The sequence below is a fragment of the Paenibacillus sp. ISL-20 genome, assembly GCF_018613005.1.
GTDB lineage: Bacteria > Bacillota > Bacilli > Paenibacillales > Paenibacillaceae > Paenibacillus_AQ.
In genome coordinates, this window is record NZ_JAGGRD010000006.1 from 60,805 (window position 1) to 72,448 (window position 11,644).

The 11,644-nt window shown below is 43.0% G+C and carries 15 protein-coding genes; 1 reads left to right on the forward strand and 14 read right to left on the reverse strand.

The genetic code is table 11. The annotated features are described in order from the left end of the window. Positions 1-162 precede the first annotated feature (162 nt). Positions 163-666: a VOC family protein gene (locus tag J7E85_RS04530; protein WP_215155445.1), complete on the forward strand. Its 504-nt coding sequence runs from the start codon at positions 163-165 to the stop codon at positions 664-666. A gap of 78 nt (positions 667-744) precedes the next feature. On the opposite strand, the gene J7E85_RS04535 is transcribed toward J7E85_RS04530, so the two are convergent. The 14 genes from J7E85_RS04535 to J7E85_RS04600 all read right to left on the reverse strand — a co-directional run bounded on the left by J7E85_RS04535 (position 745) and on the right by J7E85_RS04600 (position 11,510). Then, the gene (locus J7E85_RS04535) at positions 745-1,188 is read right to left on the reverse strand and encodes a GNAT family N-acetyltransferase (protein WP_251035472.1); all 444 of its coding nucleotides are present in this window, start codon (positions 1,186-1,188) and stop codon (positions 745-747) included. A gap of 353 nt (positions 1,189-1,541) precedes the next feature. After that, positions 1,542-2,354 (reverse strand): class I SAM-dependent methyltransferase, encoded by an 813-nt coding sequence (locus J7E85_RS04540; RefSeq protein ID WP_215155446.1) that lies wholly within the window; start codon positions 2,352-2,354, stop codon positions 1,542-1,544. Positions 2,355-2,379: 25 nt separating this feature from the next. Continuing rightward, positions 2,380-2,778, reverse strand: a complete 399-nt coding sequence (locus J7E85_RS04545) for a DUF1801 domain-containing protein (protein WP_076325220.1) — start codon at positions 2,776-2,778, stop codon at positions 2,380-2,382. 63 nt (positions 2,779-2,841) lie between these two features. Beyond that, on the reverse strand, positions 2,842-3,615 hold the full coding sequence (locus J7E85_RS04550; protein ID WP_215155448.1) for a class I SAM-dependent methyltransferase: 774 nt from the start codon (positions 3,613-3,615) through the stop codon (positions 2,842-2,844). Positions 3,616-4,268: 653 nt separating this feature from the next. Beyond that, on the reverse strand, positions 4,269-5,162 hold the full coding sequence (locus J7E85_RS04555; protein ID WP_215155644.1) for a phosphotransferase: 894 nt from the start codon (positions 5,160-5,162) through the stop codon (positions 4,269-4,271). A 253-nt stretch (positions 5,163-5,415) separates the two neighbouring features. Next, positions 5,416-5,961 (reverse strand): NUDIX hydrolase, encoded by a 546-nt coding sequence (locus J7E85_RS04560; protein ID WP_215155450.1) that lies wholly within the window; start codon positions 5,959-5,961, stop codon positions 5,416-5,418. 84 nt (positions 5,962-6,045) lie between these two features. Beyond that, complete coding sequence (locus J7E85_RS04565) at positions 6,046-6,768, reverse strand: hypothetical protein (protein ID WP_215155452.1); 723 nt, start codon at positions 6,766-6,768, stop codon at positions 6,046-6,048. 45 nt (positions 6,769-6,813) lie between these two features. Then, complete coding sequence (locus tag J7E85_RS04570) at positions 6,814-7,386, reverse strand: hypothetical protein (RefSeq protein ID WP_215155454.1); 573 nt, start codon at positions 7,384-7,386, stop codon at positions 6,814-6,816. A gap of 91 nt (positions 7,387-7,477) precedes the next feature. Continuing rightward, positions 7,478-7,630, reverse strand: a complete 153-nt coding sequence (locus tag J7E85_RS04575; RefSeq protein ID WP_215155462.1) for a hypothetical protein — start codon at positions 7,628-7,630, stop codon at positions 7,478-7,480. 106 nt (positions 7,631-7,736) lie between these two features. Then, positions 7,737-8,240 carry a DUF4830 domain-containing protein gene (locus J7E85_RS04580; protein ID WP_251035473.1) on the reverse strand — a complete coding sequence of 168 codons (504 nt, stop codon included), beginning with the start codon at positions 8,238-8,240 and terminating at the stop codon, positions 7,737-7,739. Between the two features lie 38 nt (positions 8,241-8,278). Beyond that, the gene (locus J7E85_RS04585; RefSeq protein ID WP_215155464.1) at positions 8,279-9,391 is read right to left on the reverse strand and encodes a Gfo/Idh/MocA family protein; all 1,113 of its coding nucleotides are present in this window, start codon (positions 9,389-9,391) and stop codon (positions 8,279-8,281) included. After that, positions 9,378-10,286 (reverse strand): serine hydrolase domain-containing protein, encoded by a 909-nt coding sequence (locus J7E85_RS04590; protein ID WP_215155466.1) that lies wholly within the window; start codon positions 10,284-10,286, stop codon positions 9,378-9,380. Before J7E85_RS04590 ends, J7E85_RS04585 begins: the two co-directional genes overlap by 14 nt. Positions 10,287-10,365: 79 nt before the next feature. Next, positions 10,366-10,533 (reverse strand): hypothetical protein, encoded by a 168-nt coding sequence (locus tag J7E85_RS04595; RefSeq protein ID WP_215155468.1) that lies wholly within the window; start codon positions 10,531-10,533, stop codon positions 10,366-10,368. Between the two features lie 386 nt (positions 10,534-10,919). Then, positions 10,920-11,510 (reverse strand): GNAT family N-acetyltransferase, encoded by a 591-nt coding sequence (locus tag J7E85_RS04600; RefSeq protein ID WP_215155470.1) that lies wholly within the window; start codon positions 11,508-11,510, stop codon positions 10,920-10,922. Positions 11,511-11,644: the final 134 nt, after the last annotated feature.

Below are 11,644 nucleotides of genomic sequence, written 5' to 3' on the forward strand. Positions count from 1 at the left end.
TGAGACATCGGTTATCCTGCAACCATCGCACAATTTCCTAACTGCATTGTTATGTGAACCCATAAGAGGCAGGAAAAAATCGCAATCGGTGAGAAATCATAATAAGAAGGATATGATACGATTGCATTACATTCTATTACCTGTGATGAAGGAGTTGAAATTATGAAGAATAGGGTCCAAAAGATTTCGCCAAACTTGTGGTTTGATCACCAAGCCGAGGAAGCAGCCCAGCATTATGTCTCTATTTTTAAAAATTCGCAGATCGAACGAATCACGCGTTACGGTACAGAGAAGAATGACAATCATGAGTTTGCCGAAGGTGCGATCATGACTGTGGAATTCCTGCTGGAAGGCCAACATTTTGTTGCCTTAAATGGCGGTCCGCATTTCAAATTCAACGAAGCCATTTCATTTATTGTTCATTGCGAGACACAAGAAGAACTGGACTATTATTGGGAGATGCTAGCTGAAGGCGGTGACGAGAGAGCACAAGTATGCGGTTGGTTGAAAGACAAGTTTGGTGTATCGTGGCAGATCGTCCCGGCTAACTTAAGCGAAATGATAACCGACCCCGATCCGGCAAAATCGGAACGAGTCATGAAGGCTTTGCTTCAAACGAAATCAAAAATCGATATGCAGACGTTGCAACAAGCATACGAGGGGTAAGGAAGGCTGCCTTTAGGGTAGCCTTTCCTAACCGTTGAAAGCTCTCTATCAGATCGAGGCGGGACATTAGTGATTACATCATAACTCAAGTTCATGCGTGACTAGTTCATCATCCGCATTTTCCTTAAAACCTAAATTCTTATAAAATTCAGCTGCCTTGGGATTGTCCGTTTTCAAGACGAGTTTAGTATAATGGCTGCTCGCCATATGAATTACCGCTTTGACCAACTTTCTCCCGGCTCCATGACGCCGAAATTCCTTTAACACATACAGTCTGCGGATCCTGCCGATGCTTCCGTCAGAATGCGGATCACGATTTAACCCGCAAATGCCAATGACTCTATGACCAACTCGACATTCAAACAAGGCTTCAGCTTCATGCTGAAACGTATTGATACCCTCTTTATATTCATTCACTAGCCTATGGATATTCCTGAATCCTTCTTCCTTGCTTTCAGTCAGGAGCTCGGTGATGTCTACTGCACCCAGGTCGGAAACTTCGTGAACGATCATGTTGTTCATGGTATGTCATTATCCCCTGTTTCCCTGCAATTTTTATTATTTGTGTAGAGTCTAGTATTTAAAAAAAGTATTTAGAATGCCAATCGCTCGTAATTGATAATCCTTGTTATCTTCCGTATATATTTGTTCGACTCCCATATAAATGGCAGCATGTTTTATATGCCCTGACTTAAACCGGATGTCCTTCCCGGATTTACTACATTTATTATCTATCCCTGTGTTTACGCACATAATTCCATATTCCTTCGACAACCATCTGTTGTAATCGGCCTCATTGGGGCAGGTAACTGCTAAAATGATGAGAACCAGTACCAATATTGCAACCATTCTTCTGATTACTTTGTTCATAACCCTTATCGTTTCTGCCCAATATACAATAAATGAGATGAGACCCCCAAAATGCTTGGGTTCTCCGCTTCCTGGTAGATCAGGTTCATGACTTCTTGGAATTCCTCTTCCCCACGGGACCGCCAATAATCGAACTGCTCTGCCTTGAAGGAACCTGCTATACTTGACGAACCTATCAATTTGATCGTCTCGAAGCCATGCGATTCCATGAACGGCTTAACGTCCTCCAAGTTATAATAATACGCACCGGTAAATCTTCCTTCATCGTTATGATTGAATATCCCGGTCCTAACAAATTCCTTAATGCTGCTGATATTATCATTCGGTTTCCATTGTTCCGGAAATGATAATGATGTCATCAGATGCCGAATTCGAGTCATGAATGCCACAAATACATAACCGCCTGCTCGGGTAACACGATTCAATTCTCGGACAGCCGTAGACCGATCCGATTCTGTCTGTAAATGGTATAACGGTCCCATCATAAGTGCACCGTCAAACAACTCATCTTGAAATAGGCTAAGATCGTTGGCATTGGCACGGTGAAACCCCTTGAACTGGCCTGTTAACTTGAATTCTTCGGCTTTAGCAGCCGCAATCTCGACTAATCTTGGCGTAAGGTCTGTTAAGGTCACATCGTAACCGTTCTTCGCTAATTCCATCGAATACTTCCCAGGTCCCGCACCGTTATCCAGCACATGACCTTTCTCAGGCAGCATACTCAAGATATGATGCAAATTGACGATAAATTCAATGGGCTCCCTATCCAAGCGCCCCCATTCATCGAAGGCATTATAATAATCTATCACTTTGTTCAACTGATTCACCCCTTCACTTACCTGATTAACCCTTACTCGTCACTTCAATCCATCTAACGATGACTTCTTTTAATTGTTCTTTCTTCTCCTCCAGATCGTTTAAATTATAAATCTTCACGATTGCCCGATCATTAGAGGCCCATTCCAATAGAGTATCCTCAGGCATGGCTCCCTTGATGTCATGAGTTTGAACTTTTGGCCCACAATGAAAAATGATGCGAAAGAAGCCTTTCCCTTGTAAATTTAAAGTGATCCGGTCTTCGCCCTGAACGCAGAAGCTGGGTGCATTCCATTTGATCTGCTCGGTTATCTGATCATCGACGCTTAATATGAAGCTTCTTACTTCCTCAATTTCAGCCTTTAATGGATGCTCAAGATGGTGAAGATACTCCACGACTTGTTCGTGACCTGTTAATTTTGCCATCCATAACTCCTCCTCATATACTAAGGCAATTGAAGGAACTCATTTTACCCAGGTGGAATTCATTCATAATTTCCTTGCCGTCAAGATCGGCTGATAGAAACCCGATTCCGAAGGCATATGCCATCTGATATCGGTGAATCCCGCTTCCTCCAATATTGCACTTAATTCCGTTCTCAATAAAGCTCTATAGGATGTGCTGTTGACTTGAGTCTTCCATGACCCATCAAGCTCTTGCATAATAAATTGGTTGGTTATATAGTGATTGCCAGCTTCAGCCCAATCCCAGACTTGAAAAACGATACGTTTTCCTTCATCCATAACTCGGGGCAACGTGGAGCGCTGTCGATTCTGCAGAATCTCGTCATAGTCCCTCATCGATATAATCAGTAGCCCCTTGTCTCTAAGCTTCTCATAGAAGTTCCGGCAAGCCACGCTTAATTCTTGGTCGTCCAGTAGGTGGGGAACAGCATTGTCAGCAGACAAAACGACATCGAATTGTCCAGGAACATCCTTATCCAGCGTCCTGAAATCCGCGACTCCAAAACGAACATGTACCCCAAACTTGTCAGCTTCCCTCTTCGCTCGCTCAACCGAATTGGGGCTAATATCTGTTGCCGTTACAGTAAAATCATGCTGCGCTAATCCCAAAGCCTGTGTTCCTATCCCACATGATGCATCCAGGAGATCGATCGGACCCTCATGGCCCTCTGCGTATAACGAACGAATAAACTTATCGAAGAAAGCCCCCTGCCATTGAACCGTTTCAGGCCAATTCTTAAATATCAGGTGATATGTTTCCGATAGCTCATTGTAAAAATACAAGCTTGTGTCCTTCAACCTTATCCCCTCCTATGAACAATGCATGTTTTTATGCGAGTATTTATAACCCAATTCTAGATAGAAAAATTTTCCTTCCCCCTATAATAGATGATATGTGCCCAGGAGGGAACCAAAAAAACCTCCAATTAGGAGGTTCTCTTGTGTAAATACGACTGGTTCATATGAATTCTCGTTATTCCGGAACCATTCTTCGTATCGATCACCCGAATCTTCCGGATGGCTTCGTATTATTCGCTCATAACTTCGATATGATCCACGCGCAGCTCAACACTTTCCACACTTGAAACCTCTCCTGAAGCTTCTGCGCGAATGAGTATGATTAGGATTCTGCGATTATAGGCATAAGCACAGTAATCAACAGAGTCATCAATAGAAAGGAAACGGAAAATATATGATACCCCAATTTCTTTCGAAGGCAAATCACCCCGATCAAAACGGCTATTAGGGGCAAGCCGAGTAAAAAGTGCAAGATGTATTTCAAAGTAAAGCCGCCAGCCAGATGGTTCATGTAGAATATAATTCCGATAGGCAGCCAGATCACTGCCAGTAAGAGTCCAAAGGATATGGGGACTAACGCCTTTTCAATAAATTTGCCCATTATGCTGATAATCTCCTTGGATTTCAGAATCCTTAACCAAGCTTCGTCTGACTTAAGGCCCCTTACAAATATGCTCCACACGGTAGATGAACTCCCCTGCAAGTTCCAATTGTGAACAGGCGAATTCCATATCCCCATGACCTGCAATGGCGTAATCCACGTTGCCAAGTGTAGACATTAATATGCGGGCGGACAGTGCAAATCCAAAGGCATCCCGGTCTGCCACAATGTCGGGACGGCTTATCATAAACCGGAATGTTGGCTCCTGCTCCCCTTTAAATAAAGCCAGATTTGCCACAAATGAAGCCAGATCCCAGTAACGAGGCATCAAGGATACATCTTCAAAATCCGTCCAGAGCCAACCTCTGGGGCTCGGCATTAAATTGCGGGCATGCGCATCACCATGACTGGGGATTAACAGCAGGGATTCTGAACGCATCTCTTGATCTACTTCATAAAACTTGTGGAGTAATCGTTGTATCTGATCATCTGGGTGATCGCTTAATCGCGTAACCGATTGTTGGGTCCTGTCCCATACACCCAGAATAGGGAGTTCTCCGGTATATTGTCCCATGGCAAGGGTCAATGTATTTACTATGTTGACCGCTTCGCTCGGTGAAGGGAAAGGAAGTGCTGTTTGAGGGACGTACTCCCAGAACGTCATCCAGTACCCCTCCAGCTCAACTGGACCTTCTTGCGAGAGATGCACAGGCAGCAGCACTGGAACTCCCTCCTCGTGAAGATGAGAAGCTACGCGCAGCTCTTGTTCTAGTTTCTTGCCGATATGGGGATCTTGGTCGGGTGTGAACGCAGCAACCCGAGCAACGATCGGATGAGGGGCCAAATGAATGATGATATTTCCTCCACGGCTTAAGATCTTTGGCATAACTTCAGTCAGGCCGAAATTCGCTGCAGCAGTTTGCAAGTGGGAACAAAGACTGTCCATGGCTGACAAGGCAGCACCTCCTTTAAACGGTAATAGCATCATCTTAAAGTTCTCATCGTCTACTTCATTCTAATACTTCTACGACAATGATTATTGGGGTAACAACCTTTTTCAATCCGTTCAACACCTTTAGGATTCTATTTCACTCTGCCAGTGAGTTCCAGAGCTCCTCATACTGAAAGCAAAACCCGGCCTAAGATATTTCCTATCTAAGTCGGGTCATGTGGTGTTTGAGTATTTTTTTCTAATGAGATTAAATCGTAACTCCCTCTTCCCGATACGGCTTCAACAACGCCTCCCTCATCGCTTCATCCGTTTCAATCAAGGCACTGATCTGAATCGGGGTTTGTTCGACAAGCTTACCGTCCTTATATGTACAGCGATGATCATAGCAATTGGGATCATGCAAGATAAGTTCGAGCGAACCCGGTATATTGGCTGCAATTCCAACATTCGCATCGTTCGTTATCCATTTAACGGGTTTCCAATCCAATATGCCTTCAGCTGTCGTGATTGGAGTATGGTAGATGTAATCCTCAGATACCTCTGCTAGATATAAATACATCCCACCCGTAATAGAACCGTTGACAGACCAAGTTACTACGCCTTTAAAAGTTAGACTATAGTCTTGTAGATGTGTCTCTTCTTCCATTTCACGTAACATCGAGTCTCGTGGGGTTTCGTTCGCCTCCAGCTTGCCTCCCACGCCATTCCAGCACCCCATCCAGGGCGGGGATTTACGATTCAACAATAAAACCTCATCACCGCGCTGAACAAAACAAATATTGTATTTAATCATTTGAAATGGATCCCCCTTCTGCATCGGTTGCTCTTATGTTAAGCTTCTGGTCTTATCTTCGATTGGCTTCTGTTCATCTTCATGTCAGTTTACTTTGACAAAACTCCATTTCCTGTTCGAGTAAGTTAACCAAATCTGGTACTCAGTGATTTCATCTCTAAATTCATATACCTTATCCATATCCAAGTAATGCCCTACGGCAGTAACAGGTACGCTTATACTCGCTTTGCTTTTAACGATTTTCGAGAAATCGATGAATAAGCCTTCCTTAGTCGATTCCAGAAGCATGGCGGCTATGTCATCTGGAAGGTCTTCCATTTTCCGACGTGTTAATCTATGTAATTTGGACACGATGACCCTAGACAACAGAGTCTTATAATCCTCAAGGTCAGATACATACAGCTTATTGAACCATCCATCATCATGCGCGTAGTAAGCAAACCTAGCTTTCGGTATTTCATGTAAGGGCTCGGCAAAATGAGCGAAGGTTAATAATTCCGCAATTTGTAGTTTGGTTAATTTGACCAGATCTTCTTCCCTATCAAAATCAACCCAGCAAAAATCTCCATAATCGTATACGCTATCTTCCACTAATCCATCAAGTTCTTGAGATGTCACATAATCTAATCTGGAATGGATACTCCACTGGGCATCTTCGAACTTGTGTTTAAGAAGAATCAAATTCTCCGGTCGGTTACTTACACATGACATAAATTCATAAAATTCAATGCCGTAGGAATAAAAGTACAGGTTATGTTGTTCCTTCCCATTCACATAGATCAAATCTCTAAGACTTTGTTTAGACATGATGACCTCTCTCTAATGCTATCAATGTATAGTCACTCCAAGCAACTACTCCCTCGAGTACAAGAGCGCACCACCAGACCCCAGAATAACGAAATGTTGACCGGACGGGGAAAAACCGCATTTTATTTTCCCATCCAGCCGGTTCAAATCGATTATCGCGGCATGTTTGAGATATTCATAGTTAGGGACAAACACCCGATCCAAGACTACGGAAGCCCTTGGCCACCAGGGGTAAATGACTTCCAGCAACCAGCCATCGTTCGTAATATGAATCCCGTCTCCAGACTCAAATCCAAATATAGAAATGTCCTGTTCGTTCTGCGGAATACGAAAACTCAAGTAATTATCGCTAATATGATCATCCGTTACATTAGGATCCTGGTCTCTGTGCAGTCGGTTCCCGGACCTGGCCTGTGTAATGCTGTAACCGGAGCTGCTGATCAGAACAAGGTTCTCATCGGCATCCCATCCGTACGCAATGCACCCCGCAGCCGGAATAATAACCTCGTGACGCCAAGGATGGGGTGGTTTCGTAGGTTCTTTGGCTTGTGCCTGGTGCAGCAAATCGATCTCAAACTTCGTTCTGATTTCTTTTTTTGAATGTTTAAAAGGGTTCATCTCATACTCCCACATTGATCTGAATTAAGGCGAATACGCACATTCCTTCTCTGCTGGTTAGCAAGACTATCCTCGCTCATTAAAAACAATATCACGGTTTAGGATGATGAGTCATCTCCTGTAGTCTTATGTTAAGCTCATCCAGTGATCGCTGCATGCGCTCCATCCTTCTCAGAGCAGAATACTGATTGCTAATAATCCCGGCCAAGCCGACTATCATAACGATAATAATCAAACCGATCATATGTAGAATGCATCCTTTCCGTTCTTAGATTGATCTCTAATAATATTTGTTATCGGGTAACATCGATGCATACGTCCCCGGTTTATCAATTAAGGAAAATAAAAAATTATCCCGATAGCATCGTCTTGCTATGCGAAGGCGGATCACTACCCAACTCCCTGCGATGAAGAATAGGATTCATTTCACTTTGATCGATGTGTAATGTTCCATCAGCTTGTTCTGCCTCATGATTAAATACCAAATACCCACCAATAATTCCATTACCTGACTCCAGTATATATCCAACAATCTGATTGTACGTCATTGTTTTTTCTTGCAGAATATATCCTGTTTCGATAACCTCTTTATCCAAAAATGGTGTCAAGTCCACATGACCCAATTCTTTAATATCTTTCACATGCGACTTAAAGGATTGTAAAGTATGAGCAGCGTATTTTGTTTCGGACCCAAATCTATCAATGTTCCATCCGTACTCATCCAAATATTTAATATGCTGTTCTTTATGAATTTCTATGACGACCCCACCATCCTCTTTATTACAACCAACAAGGATAGCTAACATTAGAATGAATAATAACTTTAATTTCAATTTTCCGGTCCTTTCCTGCATCAGGATTATGTATCCGAATGTGAAGCCTTTAATTCCTCCTATATAAAACGGCTACGAGTATCCCATATATGCGGGTCCAATTTTACCGCTTGCGTAAAAGTTGTCGTCAATGCGTACCGCCCACCGGATTCCGCAGATTGATAGGCACCGAACAGAATCTCGTGCACGTGCAGCTGCTGTTTCGCAGATTGGACGGGCTGTTCACCCGTACGAAGGCAGCGAACAAAATGGGCAATAACACTCTCATCACGTTGTTCCGCAATTTGACGATACGGCACATAACAGTTATCATTCCCCCGCCAATTAACTGGCTCCGCAACTGGAACAGCGTCTCCCAATGTGTGAACTACCAAAGGATATCCACCGTCATTCATAGCTATAGTGCCTTTTCGTCCGTAGATCAGCGTATTATTCTGCTTGATGGACATTCCCCATAACGAGCGAATAACGGCATGCTGCCCACCTGCAAATTGAAGGATAAGGGTTGCATTATCATCCACATCGCTGTTCACCTTCTTACCATCGCCAACGATGCGATTGGGAATCAGCGTGTTGACTTCAGCCATCACACTTGTAGCGGGGCCTAACAAACCGATCAGACGGCTAACAGGATAAGCCAGGCAATCCAGTACCGCACCTCCATGCGCTACGGATTTATCATAATACCAGTTATCACGCCATGGACCGGGAAGGGAGAGTTGTGCTTCCGCACCTGTGATTTTTCCAATGTATCGCTCATCAATGAAATCGGCAGCAGCTAGAAAGATGGGGTTCAAGTCAAAAGGCAGGCTCATGAAAATCAGCCCCTTCTCCTCTGCCAGCGTAACCATACGCTTACAGTCTTCAAATGTGGTCGCCATCGGTTTCTCGTTCAGAACAGGCAATCCCCGTTCCAGCGCAGCCAACACGGGCTCAGCATGCATGGAATGAGGAGTCGTAACCACTACACCATCCAAATCTTCTCGTTCCAGCATGAGTCGATAATCATCATACCACCCCGGAATTCCATATGCCGCAGCCTTCTTCTCCGCATTCTCCAAATGTCTGGAGTATGTTGCTACAATCTGCACACCTTTAAGCATTGCCGCCTGTTCAAAATAACGATTGCTGACATGGCCGCTACCGATCATGCCAAGCTTAATCTTTTTCATGGAAATATAACCCCAAACACTCGTAAAATGTTTCATTAAACATGGTCTGATCTTCACTATAATTCTCCGTATATTTGTTCAACATCCGAACCCCTACTGCATTGAACTCAGGGATAACTACGCAATGACAGCCGGCGGCTCCGGAAGCATAAAACCATTTTTCTTGAAAATACCATCCAAATATCCGGTGTTGATCTTGTGTGTCAGATCTTAATCGGTTAATCAAACGAAATACTTCACTGGATATGAGTTGTTGGTTATGAACGGCTCCCTGATGTAAATGCAGGTATCCCCACATCGCCAAATCTTTGGCGCTGGCATACAAATTCCGATCGTGGCCTTCATCGGCTTCTATTCGAATGGATGCATACCCATCCGCAGCCTGAAAATCACATACTAAATTGGCGTACGGCACAGACACCCACTCCGAATGGTTCAGCTCCAGTGGTTTAAATACGCGTTCTGTTATTAATTGAGAGATCGTCTTGCCTGTTATCGCTTTTATTAGTTTTCCTGCAACTTCCTCGCGTTCGATTCGCTGGGGACCAAAGTACTTGACATTGGTTTTGGTTGCTAAATCGCGGATGGTCACTCCTTTTAAATCGCTTGTTGGCATATCCTTAACGATATCAGAGACAACCGTATCGATGGAGATGCTCCCTTCTGTAACCGCAATGGCCGTTGCCATGCCAACGTATGACTTTCTGATGGAATATAGATTAAACATAGAATCCCCGGTTACCGGCAATGCACCGCTCTTAAAATGATGCTGTCCAGAATACCATTCCGTTACGGCATGACCATCTTGAATGATGAACAAAGCGGAGGCAGAAGCACCATACTTTTCCTGAGAGACTTGAGTATATGAAACTAGGTTCTGGAACGGATCACTCATAGAAAGTCCCTTTCAAACGACATAACCCGTCCTTTAGACCATGCTCTTCTCAGGTCGGGTCAAACGTCGTCTTATTATTTTATTTCGTTGCATAAATCGATAGCCACTGAGGATGCGTTGTAGGGTGAAATGCGGATCCCGGTTGTTTAATGATGTTGGCTATGACCTCTTCGGTTCGAAATCCTACATACCACGAGTCTGACCATTCATCCCAGGATCTTTTAATGATATCCACATGTTCCTTCATCTTGCAACCTCCTTGCCTGCCAAACACAAGCGTTTCATAATTAAACATTTATATCGGCTATTATGCTACAACCCAGCCTGACAGGATATGGAGAATTTATATGTAATTGAACTCTACCGACAAATTTAGGAAACGGGTAAACTAATGAATGCAAGATAGATGTCACTACACGTAAGAACATGAATTGTTCAGAGAAGGAAATAAAACCGTCCAATAGGCCGTTTTTTGATTATGGCTTTATGAATGTGCAACTTGCCGTTACTTGTGATACGGTTCCCCGAATTGTATCTAAACACAAAGTACAGTTTGACCATAAAATATATCAGTATATAAAGACAAAGCCACTCCTGACAATGGAGTGGGTTTCTTTGGATAGAACTTCTCTTTTATTGATGTTTAATCTTGCTATACTCACTTTCTATTTCATCAAATTCTTCTCTTGTTATCCCCAACAAAATATTATCATAAAATTTTCCATCCATATAAATAATTCTTCTTCTTCGTCCCTCTTCAATGAATCCAAGATTTTTATGGAATTTAAGTGATGCTTCGTTTATTTCAACACAGCTGGAATTGCATTTCTGCATCCGTAATTCATAGAAGCCATATCGCATAATAATTCTTGTTGCTTCTGATGCGTATCCATTGTTCCTATAACCTCTATGCACTCCCAAGCCAAAACTAAACACTCCATTTTTGTGGTCTAAAGAATTTAAGTTAATGAGTCCAACTAACTGATTATTTGATAGCGTTTCGATAGCAAACATCTTTCTATAATTGTCTTTGAAATTATCATACTTATCCGACACTTCGGCAACGTCTATATCATTCTTAGGAAGTTCGATACCCCATTCCATTAGCCGAATTGCTTCACTATCGGTGCTTTCCAATTTCCATTGTTCCCAATCACTTCTTTGAGTTGCCCTTAGTCTAATCTTAGTACCTTGCCAAAAATAACTTGATTCTATGATTGTCATTCATTTGTTCCCCCAACACATATTTGAATCAAATGGAACTTACATCCTTTTCCATTGTACCATATGTTGGACTTGTCAATTTGTCTTTTCGTATCATATTTTACTAATAGTCGGTCGATGGGTGTGCCTATAGC

Bases quoted from the DNA above. Each gene is read 5' to 3' on its own strand.
- J7E85_RS04560 (WP_215155450.1), bottom strand. From the start codon at position 5,961: ATGATTAAATACAATATTTGTTTTGTTCAGCGCGGTGATGAGGTTTTA.
- J7E85_RS04600 (WP_215155470.1), bottom strand. From the start codon at position 11,510: ATGACAATCATAGAATCAAGTTATTTTTGGCAAGGTACTAAGATTAGA.
- J7E85_RS04535 (WP_251035472.1), bottom strand. From the start codon at position 1,188: ATGAACAACATGATCGTTCACGAAGTTTCCGACCTGGGTGCAGTAGAC.
- J7E85_RS04555 (WP_215155644.1), bottom strand. From the start codon at position 5,162: ATGGACAGTCTTTGTTCCCACTTGCAAACTGCTGCAGCGAATTTCGGC.
- J7E85_RS04575 (WP_215155462.1), bottom strand. From the start codon at position 7,630: ATGATCGGTTTGATTATTATCGTTATGATAGTCGGCTTGGCCGGGATT.
- J7E85_RS04595 (WP_215155468.1), bottom strand. From the start codon at position 10,533: ATGAAGGAACATGTGGATATCATTAAAAGATCCTGGGATGAATGGTCA.
- J7E85_RS04530 (WP_215155445.1), top strand. From the start codon at position 163: ATGAAGAATAGGGTCCAAAAGATTTCGCCAAACTTGTGGTTTGATCAC.
- J7E85_RS04545 (WP_076325220.1), bottom strand. From the start codon at position 2,778: ATGGCAAAATTAACAGGTCACGAACAAGTCGTGGAGTATCTTCACCAT.
- J7E85_RS04590 (WP_215155466.1), bottom strand. From the start codon at position 10,286: ATGAGTGATCCGTTCCAGAACCTAGTTTCATATACTCAAGTCTCTCAG.
- J7E85_RS04585 (WP_215155464.1), bottom strand. From the start codon at position 9,391: ATGAAAAAGATTAAGCTTGGCATGATCGGTAGCGGCCATGTCAGCAAT.
- J7E85_RS04580 (WP_251035473.1), bottom strand. From the start codon at position 8,240: ATGCAGGAAAGGACCGGAAAATTGAAATTAAAGTTATTATTCATTCTA.
- J7E85_RS04565 (WP_215155452.1), bottom strand. From the start codon at position 6,768: ATGTCTAAACAAAGTCTTAGAGATTTGATCTATGTGAATGGGAAGGAA.
- J7E85_RS04570 (WP_215155454.1), bottom strand. From the start codon at position 7,386: ATGAACCCTTTTAAACATTCAAAAAAAGAAATCAGAACGAAGTTTGAG.